Origin of the sequence: Chitinolyticbacter albus (assembly GCF_024437655.1) — a bacterium.
In the GTDB taxonomy this organism is placed as follows: domain Bacteria; phylum Pseudomonadota; class Gammaproteobacteria; order Burkholderiales; family Chitinibacteraceae; genus Chitinolyticbacter; species Chitinolyticbacter albus.
Window position 1 is genome coordinate 26,355 of record NZ_JANBVF010000014.1, and the last position, 16,197, is coordinate 42,551.

General features: G+C 63.4%; 15 protein-coding genes. 7 read left to right on the forward strand and 8 right to left on the reverse strand.

Annotated features, from left to right (window positions below; genetic code table 11):
- Positions 1-37: 37 nt before the first annotated feature.
- Positions 38-1,375, reverse strand: coding sequence for a carbohydrate-binding protein (locus NLI84_RS18995; RefSeq protein ID WP_284699888.1), 1,338 nt, complete (start codon positions 1,373-1,375; stop codon positions 38-40).
- Between the two features lie 140 nt (positions 1,376-1,515).
- A complete protein-coding gene (locus NLI84_RS10035) occupies positions 1,516-2,706 on the reverse strand; it encodes a glycoside hydrolase family 18 protein (protein WP_255989956.1) in 1,191 nt (396 codons plus the stop codon).
- 112 nt (positions 2,707-2,818) lie between these two features.
- On the opposite strand from NLI84_RS10035, the gene NLI84_RS10040 reads away from it, so the two are divergent.
- The 7 genes from NLI84_RS10040 (at position 2,819) to NLI84_RS10070 (ending at position 9,501) form a co-directional block, all read left to right on the forward strand.
- The gene (locus tag NLI84_RS10040; protein ID WP_255989957.1) at positions 2,819-3,703 is read left to right on the forward strand and encodes a helix-turn-helix transcriptional regulator; all 885 of its coding nucleotides are present in this window, start codon (positions 2,819-2,821) and stop codon (positions 3,701-3,703) included.
- Between the two features lie 65 nt (positions 3,704-3,768).
- Positions 3,769-4,854, forward strand: coding sequence for a phospholipase A (locus NLI84_RS10045; RefSeq protein ID WP_255989958.1), 1,086 nt, complete (start codon positions 3,769-3,771; stop codon positions 4,852-4,854).
- Positions 4,854-5,660, forward strand: a complete 807-nt coding sequence (locus tag NLI84_RS10050) for an alpha/beta hydrolase (RefSeq protein ID WP_255989959.1) — start codon at positions 4,854-4,856, stop codon at positions 5,658-5,660. Before NLI84_RS10045 ends, NLI84_RS10050 begins: the two co-directional genes overlap by 1 nt.
- A 2-nt stretch (positions 5,661-5,662) precedes the next feature.
- Positions 5,663-7,186, forward strand: coding sequence for a tetratricopeptide repeat protein (locus NLI84_RS10055; RefSeq protein ID WP_255989960.1), 1,524 nt, complete (start codon positions 5,663-5,665; stop codon positions 7,184-7,186).
- A gap of 48 nt (positions 7,187-7,234) precedes the next feature.
- The gene (locus tag NLI84_RS10060) at positions 7,235-8,335 is read left to right on the forward strand and encodes an HPP family protein (RefSeq protein ID WP_255989961.1); all 1,101 of its coding nucleotides are present in this window, start codon (positions 7,235-7,237) and stop codon (positions 8,333-8,335) included.
- Positions 8,336-8,351: 16 nt separating this feature from the next.
- A complete protein-coding gene (msrB, locus tag NLI84_RS10065; protein ID WP_255989962.1) occupies positions 8,352-8,750 on the forward strand; it encodes a peptide-methionine (R)-S-oxide reductase MsrB in 399 nt (132 codons plus the stop codon).
- 121 nt (positions 8,751-8,871) lie between these two features.
- Positions 8,872-9,501: an SEN1982 family lipoprotein gene (locus NLI84_RS10070; protein ID WP_255989963.1), complete on the forward strand. Its 630-nt coding sequence runs from the start codon at positions 8,872-8,874 to the stop codon at positions 9,499-9,501.
- Between the two features lie 82 nt (positions 9,502-9,583).
- Here the strand turns inward: NLI84_RS10070 and NLI84_RS10075 are convergent, their stop codons facing one another.
- From NLI84_RS10075 to NLI84_RS10100, 6 genes are all read right to left on the reverse strand, one after another.
- Positions 9,584-10,804: an EAL and HDOD domain-containing protein gene (locus NLI84_RS10075; protein WP_255989964.1), complete on the reverse strand. Its 1,221-nt coding sequence runs from the start codon at positions 10,802-10,804 to the stop codon at positions 9,584-9,586.
- A gap of 79 nt (positions 10,805-10,883) precedes the next feature.
- On the reverse strand, positions 10,884-12,797 hold the full coding sequence (locus tag NLI84_RS10080; RefSeq protein ID WP_255989965.1) for a chemotaxis protein CheA: 1,914 nt from the start codon (positions 12,795-12,797) through the stop codon (positions 10,884-10,886).
- 32 nt (positions 12,798-12,829) lie between these two features.
- Positions 12,830-13,576 carry a protein phosphatase CheZ gene (gene cheZ / locus NLI84_RS10085; protein WP_255989966.1) on the reverse strand — a complete coding sequence of 249 codons (747 nt, stop codon included), beginning with the start codon at positions 13,574-13,576 and terminating at the stop codon, positions 12,830-12,832.
- Positions 13,577-13,602: 26 nt separating this feature from the next.
- A complete protein-coding gene (gene cheY, locus NLI84_RS10090) occupies positions 13,603-13,992 on the reverse strand; it encodes a chemotaxis response regulator CheY (RefSeq protein ID WP_148716219.1) in 390 nt (129 codons plus the stop codon).
- A gap of 56 nt (positions 13,993-14,048) precedes the next feature.
- Positions 14,049-14,990 (reverse strand): chemotaxis protein, encoded by a 942-nt coding sequence (locus tag NLI84_RS10095; RefSeq protein ID WP_255989967.1) that lies wholly within the window; start codon positions 14,988-14,990, stop codon positions 14,049-14,051.
- A 39-nt stretch (positions 14,991-15,029) separates the two neighbouring features.
- Positions 15,030-15,983, reverse strand: coding sequence for a chemotaxis protein (locus NLI84_RS10100; protein WP_255989968.1), 954 nt, complete (start codon positions 15,981-15,983; stop codon positions 15,030-15,032).
- Positions 15,984-16,197 lie beyond the last annotated feature (214 nt).

Genomic DNA, 16,197 nt, shown 5'->3' on the forward strand with positions numbered 1-16,197 from the left:
GCCCGGCCAGAGGCCGGGCTCGCAGGTAATACAGTGCTTACTTTTGTTTCCAGAGGGCGGGCACTACCTCCGGCGTCCAGCCACCGCCCACCGGAGCAGTATGGGCGATCAGGCAGCTGTATTGCCTGCCGTTGTAACTGACGCACTCACCGATCGAGTAGGCGCGGCCTTCCTGCCAGGCGCTGCAGCCGGCGACCGGCGTGGGTGTCGGTCGCGGCGTGGGTTGCGCGGTGGGCACCATGGTCGGCGCCGGTGTCGGCGCCTTGGTCGGTTGCGGGGTAGGCGCGGTGGTCGGCGTGCTTGCGTTGCCGCAAACGCCTACATCCTTCCATACGCCCCAGGCACCCGATTGCGCCGGGTTGTCGCCCTGAGTCCACCAGCGGGCTTCGTAGAGCCGCCCGCCGTAGCTGGCACGCTGGCCACCGGTATAGACGGCGCTGGCGCTCCAAGCCGCAACGGCGCAACCGGCTACCGGCGTCGGCGTGGCCACCACGGGCGTCGGGTTGGTGGTCGGCACCACTGTGGGCTTGGGCGTGGGCAAGGAGGTCGGTTTGGGCGTGGGCAGCGGCGTCGGGGTCGGCCCGTTGCCGTAGGGCTGGTAGCTAAAGCCCGTGAGCACCACTTCGGCTTCCTGGCCGTTGGCCGGGGCCTTGCCCTCGAACTGCCAGAAATTGATCAGGAATTGCTGCTGCTTCTGCGACACGCAGCGACTGGCATCGTTGTTCGGGCACTTGTAGCGGCGCAGCCAGTTGTTCGGGTCTTCCGCCTTGGGGAACTGCCAGCGCAGGAACTCGCCGCCGTTGTCGCTCACGCCGACATGACCGTTCAGCGCCTGGTAGGTGATGCCGGACGACAGCCAGGTGAAGCGATGGGTGGTGCGATCGGTGCTCAAAGCATCGTTGGAGCCGGCCCAGCTCGCTTCGATGCCGACTTCGTTCGGGTAGACCGTGTAGTTGAGCCAGGGGTAGGTATCGTTGCCCCAGCGAGCGAATTCGATGTCGATCTCGTGCGTGGCGTTGGGGCCGACGTCGGCGCTGGGATAAGTGAAGAAGCCGAACACCGTGTTGCGATCGAGCTGATCCGGGCGGCCCAGCATCTGGAACTGGTAGGTGCCGAAACCGACCCGCGCCGGGTTCAGCAACTGCACCTCGGCCGAGCTCCAGCTGCCGTTGCGATTGGCGATCTTCAGGTGCAGGTAGCCGCTGGCGTCGACCCAGGCGTTGTTTTCATCCCAGTTGTTGGGGCCAGGGCCGCCGCCGCCGGCGCGCACGTTCCAGTCGTAGCCGGCCCAGCGCAGTGTCTTGGCTTCGACACTGATCAGCATTAGTGCCAGAGGCAATGCCGCCAGCGCTGCGATCCTTGTTGCGTGTTTCATTCCATCCTCCGGTTCTCTGTTATTTGGCTGTGCGGGCTACCCGCCCGCCGGGCCACCAGGGCCTTGCTGCGCCTGTTTGGGGGGTGGGCCCGAAACGGCGACGCCCCGACCGGAGTCGGGGCGATGTGCGATGTGCGTGGTTAGCGCAGATTGCTGGTCAATGTGTGCAGCAGCGAGTGCTCGGCATCATCCTGCGTCAGCTCCCAGATCATCACGCCACCGAGTTGCTGCGCCTTGACGAAGTCCGCCTTGACCTTGAGCGATTGCGGATCGTCATAGCTGAGGAATTCCTTGCGCTCGGCGCTGTAGAGGTAGGGCGCGTCGCCGTGTTCCTTGCTGCGGAACGATTTCCAGCCCGGCTTGCCGAGAATCTGCGCCTTCATGTCGGCGTAGGTGATGGTGCCCGGATCGGGCTGGTCCTTGAGGCCCGGCCCCTTGGATGATTGGCCAAGGCCATCGCCATTGGGGCCAGGTGGCACCTCGGCCTGAGCGCGGGCGTAGAACGGTACGCCCAGCACCAGCTGCGACGGCTTGAAGCCCTGGTTCAGGAAGTACTGCACGCCGGCTGCGCCGTTGAGTATGCCGCTGTCCGGATCGGACTTGATCGGGTAGAGCGTGGCGTGCAGGCCGGCCACCTTGCTCCAGGCGCCGTAGATGTCGTAGCTCATCAGGTAGACGCGATCGAGCAGCGGCACCGCGCCCTTGAGCTGGTAGCCCGACAGCACCCAGCCGCCGTTCAGGTTGGGAATGGCGGCAGTCAGCATGTAGCGCTGGCCATCCTTGGCGCCCTGGGCGTCGAGCGCCGTGCGCAGTGCCTGCAGCAGCTTCACCCAGTTGTCGCGGTCGGCTTCGGAGGCATCGGCCGCGTAGTCGCCGCCGGTGACCGGGTGTTCCCAGTCCAGATCCAATCCCTGGCAATCGTATTCGCGCATGATGGCGACCGAGGTGCTGGCGAGCTTGGCGCGGCCGGCTTCGGTCTGCGCCACCTTGGCGATGTTGCGTGAGCCGGTCCAGCCACCGATCGCCCACTGGCAGGCCAGCTTGGGATTGGCCTTGCGCGCCTTGGCAAAGGCCTGCTTCCAGGTCTGTGCCACGGGCTTGCTGGCATCGGCGACGAAGCCCGTGCCATCGGGCTTTACCTCGATGAAGGAGTACACGCCGACGCTGAGCTCGTGCAGCACGTCGGCGGCGCGGGCGCGCGCCTCGTCCGATTGCCAGTTGGGCAGGTAAGACACGAGCTGGTAGCTGTTGGCGGGGGCGGGTGCCTGCTGGGCGGTGCTGGCGCAGGCGGCGACGAAGGGCAGCAACAACAATGAAAGGCGACGCGACATCGGTGACTCCTCGTTATGGGACTTGTTCGAGGCAGACAGTAAGCGATTGAGCATTCCGCTGGAATGTCGCAATCTGATGGTCATTTTTGTCCAAATCCAGCACGAGGGCGTCATGTCGACGATCTATCAGGAAATGTTCGATGTCGGCGAGCAAGCCTGGCAAAAATCGGTGGGCTCGCGCATCTTCCACCACCCGCATCTGCGCGCGCTGGTGGACCATGACCTGCTGTTGGTCGGGCATTCCGACGCACGGGGCAAATTGCAGGTCGAGCGTATCGGCGCCCCGTTTCATGTGGTGCTGGTCGGGGTGGAAGGCGAGGGCGAGGTGATCGACGGCGACAAGCGCCTGCCGGTCTCCCCTGGCCAGATGGCGGTGCTGCCGGCATTGGGGCATCGTGGTTTTCGCCTCACTGGCGCGCATTGGCGCATGGCCTGGTTCCTGGTCAACGACACGCCGCGCTGGTCCATGCTGGCGGGCAGCCAGGCCAGCGTGCGACCCATACTGCACGGCGACAGCCTGTATCACGCGGTGGCGCTGCTGTGCGAGGAAGTGAAAATCGCGCACGGCAGCCACGCAGGTCCCGCGCTATTGCTGGTGGTCGATCTGCTCAATCGCATGCTGGCCAGCACCGAGGCGGGCGATGCGGTGAAGGCGCGGCTGGAAGCGCTATTCGATCAGGTCAGGCGCGATCCGGCGGCCGAATGGCGGGTGGAGACGCTGGCTGCCGAATATGGCGTGAGCCCGGCGCATCTGCAGCGGCTGTGCGTGCGCCATCTGGGCGCCGCGCCACAACAGTTGATCATCGCCCGCCGCATGGCGCGGGCGCGCGAGTTGTTGCTGGCGGGTGCGGGCAATGTCGGTGAAGTGGCGAGCAGCGTGGGTTACCTGGAAATCGCCAGTTTTTCGCGGCGGTTTCGCCAGCACTTCGACATCAATCCCGGCCAGGTCTTGCAGGAGCTCAAGCGGGCGCCGCGCGAGATCGGCGAGCCAAGCTGAGCCGCGAGTTCGCGCTGACCCGCGAATCTGACGATAATCGAACCTTACCTTCCCCGCGCGACACCATGATTCCAACTCCCGCAATCTGCTGTGCCCTGCTCGCGCTTGTGCTCACGACGGTCCATGCCAGTGAAACCGTGTTCCTGCCCGGCCCCAAGGGGGCGGCGCAGGTCGACGTGCTGTACGTGAACCGCAGCGACGTCCCCGAGGTGGTGACGCCGACCGCCACGCTGACCTGCCCGGGGTCGCGCGCCTGCCAGTTGCAGGGGGATGCCGAGCCGTTTGAGCTGGCGCCGGCCTCGGCGCGCTTGCTGCGTTATGCGGTGCCGGAGACACCCGCCGAGGTAGCAGCCGTCGCCACGGCGCCTGCCGCGATCGATCCCGAGCACGAAACAGTGCAAGCTGCGGAATCGCAGATCCAGAACACTGCGCTTCAAAACTTTGCCGGGGCGCGTTTCGCGCCGCACGAGCCGATGTATTTCCTGTTCAACGGCAATGGCGAGGACGCGCGGTTCCAGTTCAGCTTCCGTTACCAGATCTTCGATCCCGACAGTGTCATCGCCCAGCGCTACCCCTGGCTTGGGGGACTGCGCTTTGCCTATACCCAGACGTCGCTGTGGGATCTGAGCGCGGATTCCACGCCGTTCTACGATACAAGCTACAAGCCTGAGCTGTTTTACGAGCGCGCCAACTTCATCCGGCTGCCTTTTGCCGACCGCTTCGATCTGGCCTTGGGTTTTCGCCATGAGTCCAACGGCAAGGGCGGTGACGAATCGCGCGACCTGAACCAGCTGTTCCTGACGCCGACGCTGACCTGGGGGGATGTCAATGGCCACCACCTGGTGTTCTCGCCGGTCTTTGCCGCTTATGTGACCGATATGGACAACAACAAGGACATCGCCGATTACCGCGGTCACGTCGACTGGCGCTTCCGGGCGGGCGACGGCCAGGGGCTGACCGTGGGCTCGCTGGCCCGCATCGGCAACAGCGGCAAGGCGGGCGCGCAGGTCGATATCGCCTATCCGCTCAAGGCGCTGACCGGCCTCGACCTGTTTGCCTACCTGCAGTACTGGAAGGGCTACAGTGAAACGCTGCGCACCTACAACCAGAAGACCGAGGGGTTACGCATCGGCGTGGGGCTGGTGCGTTGATGGCCCGCGACATCGAGCTCATCCATCGTCCGCCCACCGGCGTGCCGCGGCGCGCGCCGCCGCTTCTGTTCGTGCATGGCGCCTATGTCGGCGCCTGGTGCTGGGCCGAGACCTTCATGCCTTATTTCTCGGGGCTGGGCTACGACTGCCACGCCCTGAGCTTGTCCGGTCACGCCGGCAGCGCGGGCAGGGAACGGCTCGACTGGCTGGGATTGTCCGATTACCAGGCCGACCTGGCACAGGCCTGCGCTGGCCTCGCCCAGCCGCCGATCCTGATCGCGCATTCGCTGGGTGGCCATATCGCCCAGCGCTACGCCCGCGAGGCGCCGTTGGCTGGACTCGCGCTCCTGGCCAGCGTTGCGCCATATGGGCTGGCCGCGTCGTTCGCGTTCATGGGGTGGTCCGCGCCGCATTTGCTGCTGGGCCTCAATCGTTTCCAGTGGCACCTGGGGCTGGAAACGCTGGACATGGCGCTGCTGCGCGAGTTGCTATTCAGCCCGGAACTGGGGCGAGAGCAGCTCGCGTCCTTTGCCGCGCGGGCGCAACCCGAATCCTCGCTGGCGCTGGCCGAACTGATGATGCCGCACCCGTTGCTGATGGTGCGCAACCCTGCCGACCTGCCTTGCCTGGTGTTGGGGGTGGAACATGACCGCATCATTCCCCACATCGATGTCCGCAGCACCGCACACGCCTGGCACGTCGAACCGCAATGGGTGAACGGTGTAGGGCACGCCTTGATGATGGATGCCGGCTGGGAAACGGCGGCAAGCCGTGTGGCCAACTGGTTGATCACCGGCTGGGGTTAGGCATGGCGACTGAAGCGCAGGCGCTCGAGGCCGGTATCGCCGCTTGCCGTGCCGGGGATTTCGGCAAGGCTCGCCATTTGCTCGAAGCCGCGCTTGCCGTTGCGCCACAGGCGGTGGCGGGCTGGGCGGCGCTCGGTCAGGCGTGCGCGCGGCAGGGCGATCACGCCGCCGCCAGCCGGGCCTTGCAGCGCGCGATCGCCATCGATCCGCAATCGAGCGCGCTGCGGCTGAACTGGGCCTTTGTGTTGCGCGTGCAAGGGGACGCGCCGGCTGCGCGGCGCGAACTGCTGGCGATATTGCAGCGCGAGCCGGGCAACGCACTGGCCCACTACAACCTGGGCAACCTGCTGCTCGAGCTGCGCGAGGCGGACGCTGCGGAACAGCACTATCAGGCCGCGCTGGCGCACGCGCCTGGCAACACCGAAGCCCGTTACAACCTGGCTTGCCTGTGGCGCGACCGCGGCGACGTGAGCGCCGCACTGGCGCTCTTGCGCGAGGTACTGGCGCAGGCGCCGCGCCATGCCGGCGCCTGGCACAACCTTGCCGGTTGCCATCGCGCCCTGGGCGACTGGCCAGCGGCCCGCGACGGCTATCGGCAGGCATTGACCATCGAGGACAGCGCCCTCAGCCGCTACGCGCTGGCCACGCTGGACCTGCTCGAAGCGCGCTGGCAATCAGGCTGGGCCGGCTACGAAGCGCGCTGGCAGGCATGCGGCATTGCCGAGCCGGCGATTGCGCTGGAACGCTGGCAAGGCGCCGCCGTTGCGCCGACGGCCCGCCTGTTGATCATTGCCGAACAGGGTTTTGGCGATGTGCTGCAGTTCGTGCGCTTCGTGCCTGCGCTGCGTACCCGCTTTGCCCATGTCACTCTGGTTTGCCCCACGCCGCTATGGCGCTTGCTCGCAGCCAGCCTTGGCGACACGGTCACCGTGCTCGATGCCATTCCAGCGCAGGATGGCTATACGCACTGGTTGCCACTGATGTCGCTGGCGCGCGCGCTAAAGATCGATGAGGCAGCGCTGGCGGCTTATGCCACACCCTATCTGCGCAGCACGCAGCCGCCAACGCGCTTTGAGACCGGCAGGCGACGGATCGGCCTGTGCTGGACCGGTAGCACCACCCAGGCGGACAACGCGCGGCGTTCCGTGCCACTGGGCCTCTTGCGCCAGCTTGCCACCGTGCCTGGGGTGTGCTGGCACAACCTGCAACAGGGCAAGGGGCAGGAAGCGAGCGCCGCCGGCTTCGAGTTGGTCGATGACAGTGGCAGCTGGCGGGATTTCGACGATACCGCGGCTTATATGGCCGGCCTCGATCTGATCCTGACTTCGTGCACCTCGGTGGCGCACCTGGCTGGTGCGCTGGGCAAGCCGGTGTGGCTGATGAGCCGCTTCGACGCCGATTGGCGCTGGCTGCTGGATCGCGATGACAGCCCGTGGTATCCCAGCCTGCGGCTCTTTCGCCAGCCGCGTCCCGGTGACTGGCCGGCGGTGGTGGCCGCCGTGGCACAGGCGATAAATGCGCCCTGATTTGGTGCGCATTCGATAGAATGCGGCATCCCGTTTCGCCCCATTGCCATGTTTTCTGCCTCCAGCCGCTGGCCGCGCCGCTTTGCACGCTTTTTCCCGCCACCCGCCCAGGTCGGGCACATGGAACGCTGGCGCGCCGGCGTGTTTGCCGTATTGGGCATCTTCATCACCGGTTGGGTGACCCATGGCGTGGTGGGCGGCGACGCGGCACCCTGGCTGGTGGCCTCGATGGGCGCCTCCTCGGTGATCGTGTTCGGCCTGCCGCATAGCCCCTTGGGTCAACCCTGGCCCTTGGTGGGCGGGCAGGTGATCTCCGCCTTGGTCGGGGTGGCCTGCGCCCGTTACCTGCCTGCAACGTGGCCGGTGGCCGGCATCGCTGTCGGCGCGGCCATCGTCGCCATGCATTACACACGCAGCCTGCATCCGCCAGGTGGTGCCGCTGCATTGACCGCAGTGATCGGCGGCGCCAGCGTGCACCAGCTCGGCTTCGGCTTTGCCTTGCTGCCCGTGGGCCTGAATGCCTTGCTGCTGCTGGCCGTTGCCTTGCTCGCCAACAATGCGGTGCGCGGTCGGCGTTACCCGGCGCAACGCGATACCGAGCGGGCCACCTCGACTGTCACGCGGCTGGCAGAAGAAGACCTGGTTGCCGCGCTGGCCGAGGCGGGCGAAGTGGTCGATATCACGCCGGAAACGCTGGCCGAGCTCATGGCCGGTGTGCAGCGCCATGCGCTGGGTCGGCGCCCCGGAGCGCCCCGTTGCGGCGATCTGGCGGTGCCGGTGCCGGCTGTAGTCGGCCCGCAAGCTGCAGTGAGCGACGTCTGGCCGCTGCTATTGAGCCACGGCGACGTTGCGGTCGCGGATGATCAGCACCGCTTGCTAGGGCGCGTAGGCTGGCGCGAGCTGTGCGATGCGGGACCTGCCAGCACGCAGGTGGTGGCGGTCGCCGAGGCCATGCTGCGGCGCGCCTCGGGTGAGCATGTGGTCGTGGTGATGCGGGAAGCCGCTTCGGTGCAGGCACACTTGCCGTGGACCGTGCTGATCCCCATGTTGCAAGAGCATGCGCTGGTTTACGTGATCGACGATGCGCATAGACTGGTGGGGCAGGTCCGGGCCGCGCAGTTGCTGGAGCCGTCGCTGCGCCGGATGTGATAAGGAGTGCAAATCGATGAGCGACAAGATCGTGAAGAGCGATGCCGAGTGGCGGCAACAGCTGTCGGCTGAGCAATATCGGGTGACCCGCCAGGCGGGTACCGAGCGGCCCTACACGGGCGAGCACTATCGGCGCAGCGAGACGGGTGACTATCGCTGCATCTGTTGCGGCACGCTGCTCTTTCATTCGGATACCAAGTTCGACGCGGGTTGTGGCTGGCCCAGCTTCTGGCAGCAGGCCGATGCTGAAGCCATCGTCCGCATTGCCGACTACAGCCACGGCATGGCGCGCGTGGAGGTGCGCTGCGCCCATTGCGATGCTCATCTGGGCCATGTCTTCCCCGATGGTCCCGAGCCGACGGGCGAGCGCTATTGCATCAATTCGGTTGCGCTGAATTTCGATCCGGCACGTTGACGGTGGATATGCATGTTTGTGGCGACGTTGACCACCGATTTTGATGTGATCGATACCACAAGCCGAATGTGGGTGTTATTCTCTGGCCCTGCAGATGTGAAGCAAACCTAGGGGGACCACCATGCAGAAGAAAACGACGAGACTGGCCGTGGTTGTTGTGCTGGCCGCACTGGGCCTGGCCGCTTGTGGCAAATCGGGCGAAGAGCAGAAATCCACTGCCGTTGACCAGCAAGAGCTGGTGAATTCGATCAACAGCTTTCTCAGCACCGCTGAAAAGACCTGCATTCCGATGCCGGTCCGCTTTGGCGAGCCGGTCGACGAGAAATACGAAGCGCTGACCGCGCCCAATGGCGCCCAGCTTGCCGCCCTGGTGAAGGCCGGCCTCGTCCAGGTGGGCCCGGTGGAAGGCGAAGCTGGCAAGGTGCAGTTCACCGTCACTGAAGACGGCACCAATTTCTACACTGGCCTGACCGAACCCGCAGGCCCGGGTTTCTGCAGCGGTACCTTGGAAGTCGACAAGGTGGCCGAAGACAAGGTGGCCGAGGAAACCTCGAACTACAGCCGTCATTCGCTCAGCTATACCTACAAGATCGCCAACCCGGCGCCTTGGCAGACCAACGCCGATGTCCTGGCACAGTTCCCCAAGTTCGCCGAATTGGTGAATGGCGCGGGTACCGCCAAGCTGAGTTCGGACGTGGAAAATCGTGGCAAGGGCTGGAATGTGGTCGAAGCGAGCGCGTTCTCCAATTGAGCGCGGCCTTCCCGATAAAAAACCCCGCCAGTGCGGGGTTTTTTATCGCCGGAGTTCTGCCGGTTTCGGGGTGGTCGGTGTTCTAGACACCGAGTTCCTCGACCCAGGACAAGGCTTGCACATGAGCCCGGTTGAGCATTTCCGGGGTGATCTGCAGCTGTTCGGTCAGGCGCGGTACCTCGCTCATGCCCGGGTCTTCGCACGCTTCCGCGAGTTCGAGGAAGGGGCCGTACATGCCGGAGCGGCTGATCAGGGCATCGGTGATCGATTCGGGCAGGATCAGCGTTTCCAGGATGCGATCGAGCGGCATGTCGAGCAGTACGTCGAGCAGCGAGAACATGCCGACGATGAACAGGTTGTCGCGGTCCTGCCCGTCGAGCAGATGGCTACCCAGCAGTTCGACCAGGCGGCCACGGGTGACGGCGGTCTTGAGAAGGGCTGGCGGCGCGCCGGTTTCGGCGCCGGCAGTCACCAGGAGCAGCGTCAGCCAGCGATACAGCTTCTGGTAACCCAAGATGGTGACGGCGTGGCGGAACGACTGGATCTCGCACGACAGGCCGAAACCGACCGAGTTGATGTAGCGCAAGAGCTTGAACGACAGCGCCACGTCGCGCTTCAACGCATTCTCGATGTCGCGGATCTCGGCGTTGTTCCGCAGCATGTTCAAGAGATTGAGGATGTTGGCGTAGCTGGGGTTGATCACCTTGGCCGACAGAGTTTCCGGGTGGGCGAAGTAATAGCCCTGGAAGCAGTCGAGCCCGATATCGAGGCACTGCTTGAACTCGTCCTTGGTCTCGACCTTCTCGGCCACTTGCAGCACCGGGAACTTGCGCAGCTCCTTCGACAGTGCCGGCACCTGCGGCAGGCCGAGCTGCTGGATGTCGAGCTTGATGTAGTTGGCGTACTCCATGAACGGCGCGGTCTGCGGCGTCAGCACGAAGTCGTCGAGCGCAACGCCGAAACCCTGATTGCGCAGCTCCTTGAGGCGGGCCAGCAGCTCTGGCGTCGCATGCGTGGTCTCTACGATTTCGAGCACCACGCGCTGCGGGTTCAGCAGTTCCAGGAAATTGCTTTCCAGCATCGATTCGGCGACGTTGATGAAGGCAAGCTTGCTGCCTACCAGCCAATCGGTGCCCATGTTGGAAATCGTGTTGGCCAACACGTTGGTGCCAGCCTGCATATCGCTGGAGAATTCAGCGCTGACGGCTTCCTTGTTCAGGCGGAACAGCAGCTCGTAACCGATGATCTGCTGTTGCCGGTTCAGAATGGGTTGGCGGCCTATAAATGCGTGTTCTTGCGTCATCGTCTCGAATCCTGGGGGGCGGGGGCTGCTTGAATATCAGAGTCGGCTAATTCTATCGTCGGCCTTTCTAGTCTGCCATTCAAGTCGCATTTTCAACCAGTCGTGAAATTTTCACCGCCGAACTATCGGCATTAGTCGACGAAAGCAGGTCTTCCATATCGAGCACCAGTACCACCGAGCCGTCGCCGGTCAGCGTGGCACCGGCAACACCGCGTGGCCGGATGTTCTGCAGTGGCTTGATCACCACGTCGTCGCGACCGACAAAGCTGTCGACGGCGAGAATGAAGGAGTGTTCCGCCGATTGCATCAGCACGCCGAACTGCGGGACCTGGGTTTCCTCCCAGCCAATCAGCGCAGCCAGCGATTTCACCGGCAGGATCTCGTCGCGCACCACGATGGTGGCGCGACCGGAAACTTCCTGAACCTGATCGCCCCGGATCGGGATGATCTCGCGCACCATCGCGAGTGGCACGGCAAACGCCTGCTCGCAGACCTTGACCACCAGCACCGGCAGGATGGCGAGCGTGAGCGGTAGCGAGATCGCGAAGCGCGAACCTTCGCCGACGACCGACTGGATATCGATACGGCCGTTCAGCCGCTGGATGTTGGTCTTGACCACATCCATGCCAACCCCGCGGCCGGACACGCTGGAAATCTGGTCCTTGGTCGAAAAGCCGGGCAGGAAGATCAGTTGCAGGCTCTGCTTGTCATCGAGGCTGTTGGCGGTTTCGGCGTCGATCAGACCCTTTTCGACCGCTTTCCTGCGGATGGCGTCCGGTCGTATGCCGCGGCCATCATCGGTGATTTCGATCAGGATATGGTCGCCGACCTGGGTGGCCGACAGCTCGACCACCGCCTTGGACGATTTTCCCGCGGCAATCCGCTCTTCGATCGTTTCGACACCATGATCGACCGCGTTGCGCACCAAGTGCACCAGCGGGTCGTTCAGATCCTCGATCATGGTCTTGTCGAGCTCGGTCTCCTCGCCGATGATGACGAGCTCGACGTCCTTGCCCAGCTGACGGGCGAGATCGCGCGCCAGGCGCGGGTATTTCTGGAACAGCCGGCCGATGGGCTGCATCCGCGTCTTCATTACCGCGTTCTGCAGATCGCTGACCAAGAGGTCGAGCTGGCTGATGGCCTCGTCCAGCGCCTTCAGCGTGGTGGTATCCATGCGTCCGGCCATGATGTCGCTGCGCAGCGTGGTCAGCCGGTTCTTGGTGAGGCCGATTTCGCCCGACAGGTTGAGCACCTGATCCAGGCGGACGGTATCGATGCGGATCGACGTTTCCTGCGTGGCTGCAGACAGTTGCTGGCTCGGCGCCGGCGCGGCCTTGACCGCTGGCGCAGGCTTGAGCGCCTGCATCGGTTCCTGGATGGCCGCTGCCACGGGAGCCGCCGCCACAGGGGCTGCCACCACGGGCTTGGGCGCGGCAGGGGCCGGCACCGGCGCAGCTTGGGCAACGACCTCGACACCGAGCAGGGCGTTATAGAGCCCACCCCAATCCGGGCCATCGCCGGCAGGCGCTGCGGCGGGGGCCTGCGCGGGCGCCGCCACCGGCGTGGGAGTGGCTACGGGTTCGGGCGCCGGCGCAGCGGCTTGGCCACTCAGAACGGCGTCAAGCTCGGCGATCAGTTCGGGCGATGCGCCTTGTGGCGCACGCCCTTGTGAGAGCGAGCCGAACATGTCGCGCACCACGCCGGTGGCGGCGAGGATGCTGTCCATGATCTCGGGGTTGAGCTTGAGCTCGTCGTTGCGCAGTTTGTCGAACAGGTTTTCGGTGCGGTGGCACAGGCTGACCATGACGTCGACGTTCAAAAAGCCTGCGCCACCCTTGATCGTATGGAAGCCGCGGAAAATATCGTTCAGCAGGTGCTTGTCGTCCGGCCGCTTTTCCAGCTCGACGAGCTTGTTGTCGACCTCGGATAGTAAATCCGACGCTTCGGTCAGGAAATCCTGCAGCAAGTCTTCCATGCCGGCAAAGTCACTCATGTGGACCTCCGATCTCTATCCGTTGTCCGCGCTTAGAAGCCCAGGCTTTCGAGCAGGTCATCCACCTGCTCCTGGTTGGTGACCACGTCGGTCCGGCCTTCGCTGCTGACCACGGGCCCGGCCAGTAGGCCTTCCTCGTGCTTGGCCGGCGAGAACGCCACCAGGAATTCGAGCAGCTGGCCTTCCATGTCCTTGACCATGGTGAGCACTTTCTTGATCACCTGCCCAGTCAGATCCTGGAAATCCTGCGCCATCATGATTTCCAGCATCTGCGCGTTGATCCGGTCGGTTTCACTGCCAGTGGCCTTGAGATGGGCGCGGGTCTTTTCGACCAGTGCCTTGAACTCGTCGACCGACAACTGGTTGGCATAGAGCTTGTCCCAATCGGCAGTCAGCGACTGCGAACGTTCCGCAATGCCATCTTGCAGCGGGCGGGCGGTATCGAGCGCGTTGAGTGTACGCTCGGCGGCCTTCTCGGTCATGGTGGCGATGTAGCTCAGCCGGTCGCGCGCATCCGGAATCTGCGAGGCAGCTTTCTCCAGCGACTTGTCGAGGCCCAGCTCGCGCAAGGTGTCGTGCAGCTTGCGGGTAAGGTGGCCGATCTGCGCGAACATCGAGCGTGCAGGCTCGGCCAGATCCTCCAGGTTGGCGGGCTTGCCACCGCTTGCGCCGGCGTCGCTTGCACTTGCGGGGGTATCTTCCTGCTGCGAATGCACAATGCTGTCGAACAGTGCTTCGAGTTCGGCGGAATCGCCGCTATTGAGGGCTTGATCACTCACGTCCTGCCTCCTGTCTGAGCCTGTTCTTACTTGTTCATATTGGCGAAGATTTTCTTCAGCTTCTCGTCGAGAGTCGCCGCGGTAAACGGCTTGACGATGTAGCCGGAGGCTCCCGCAGTGGCGGCTTCAATGATGTTTTCTTTCTTCGCCTCGGCGGTGACCATCAGCACCGGCAGATGCTTGAGCTGGGCGTCGGCCCGGATGGCGCGCAATAGCTCGATACCCGTCATATTGGGCATGTTCCAGTCGGTCACGACGAACTCGTACGTGGTGTTCTTCAACTTGTGTAGCGCCACCTGGCCATCCTCCGCCTCTTCGACGTTGGAAAATCCCAGTTCCTTCAACAGGTTGCGTACGATGCGTCGCATGGTGGAAAAATCGTCCACCACAAGGAAACGCATATTGTTGTCTGCCATCTTTCAAGCTCCATGCGCCAGCCTGCGGGCGGGCGTTTCATATCGTTTATTCGTGTTTAACCGGAAATGAATGGCGTGATCGTGTCGGCCAGCACCACAGGATCGAATTTTGCCACATAAGCATCAACACCTACTGATGCACCCATGGCGCGGTTGGCATTGGACGACAGTGAGGAATGCATGACGACGGGAATGCCGGAGAAACGATGGTCGGACTTGATGTACTTGGTCAGCACGTAGCCATCCATTTCCGGCATCTCGGCATCGACCAGGATCATTTTGAGCTTTTCCCGCAACAGCTCGCCATCGTGCGATGCGCGGTTGGCGAGGTTCTGCAGCTTTTCCCACGCTTCCTTGCCGTTGTTGGCCTGGTGGTATTTGATGCCGATCTTGTCGAGTACCCCGACGATTTCCTTGCGCGCGACCACGGAGTCGTCGACGAAGAACATGAAGGCGTCCGAGCTGATATGCGCGGTCTGCAGATCAGGGATGACCGGTTCGCCAATCACGCTGGAGAGGATCTGTTCGACATCGAGTATCGAGACGAGCTTGCCGTCCGGCAGCTCGGTCAGCGCCGTGATCAGCGCCTGATTGCCCGCCAGCATCGATTCAGGGGCGCGCACCTTGTCCCAGTCGACGCGGATGATGCGGTCCACCTCGTGTACCAGGAAGGCCTGGGTGTGTTTGGAGAACTCGGTGACGATCATCGTACTGTTGGCGTTCGGCGGGCGATCTTGCGTGGCAACGAACTTGGACAGCGAGATCACCGGAATGATGTTGCCGCGCAGCGAGATCACCCCTTCCACGCCCAGTGGCATATTGGGGGTCTTGGTGATCTTGGGCGTTTGCGAGACTTCACGCACCTTGAACACGTTGATGCCGAAGATTTCACGCGTGCCAAGCGTGAACAGCAGGATTTCCATCTTGTTCGAGCCGGCCAGCTTGGTGCGGGCGTCGATGCTTTCGAGAAGATTGGCTTGGGCGGCGATCAGGCTCATGAAGTCGCTCCGGGATTACGGGGTCAGGGGCGGCGCCGCTCAGGCGTCCTTGAGCAGGAAGCCTGCGATCATTTCCGACAGTTTGTGCGGTTCGAACTTCGAGACATAGCCATCCACCCCGACCGACTGGCCGAGCTTCTGGTTGGATACGCCGGAGAGGGACGAGTGCATCAGCACCGGGATGCCAGCGAAGCGCGCATCGCTCTTGATCAGCTTGGTCAACATATAGCCGTCCATTTCCGGCATCTCGACGTCGGTGAGCACGAGTTGCACCATCTCGCGCACCGTCTTGCCGTGAACATCCGCCGATTGCGCGATGCGCTGCAGCTCGTCCCAGGCCCGCTTGCCATTGATGGCATGCTGGTGGTGCACGTTCATTGCATCGAGCGTCAGCGTGATCTGGCGGCGTGCCACGATGGAGTCGTCGGCGAAGAACACCGTCTTGTCGGCGAGTTCGTGATCCTGCACAACGAGGCTGGTGTCGATGGTCTGGTCGGTTTGCGTGGTTTCGGCCAGGACCTTTTCCACGTCCAACATCATCACCAGCTTGTTACTGTCGAGCTCGGTCACCGCGGTGACGAGGCCACCCATCTGGGTGACCAGCATATCGGGCGGCACGCGCATCGACGACCAGTCGAGCCGCAGGATGGTATCGACCGCTTCGACCAGAAAGCCTTGCGTGTGGCCGTTGTACTCGGTCACGATCATGATTTCGGGCCGGGATCCGGTGGCGATACCGGCGTAGCGCGCCAGATCGATCACCGGCACCAGCGTGCCGCGCAAGCTGACCATGCCTTCGACCGAGTTAGGCATTTCTGGCGCCTGGGTGATTTCCGGCGTACGCATGACCTCGCGTACCTTGAATACATTGATGCCGAAGTTCTCCCTTCTGCCGGAGCGTTGGTCCACGCCCAGCGTAAAGAGCAGAATTTCCAGCTTGTTGGTGCCGGCGAGCTTGGTTCTGGCATCGATGGTTTTCAACAGGTCGGACACGATGCGACTCCAAAGCACAAGGCCAGGAACTGGCCAGTAAGAATAATGATGAAGCGGACCCAATTGCCAGTGCGATCATGGCTCGCTTGTCAGAATGGCGATACCCGCTTGGCGAGTCAATCGGTTTTAACCCTAGAATTGGCGCAAATCAAGGCAGGGTGCGGATTTACGGTCTTTATAATGCAAAAGCCTAAAAGCAACAAGGAGCGTTCTG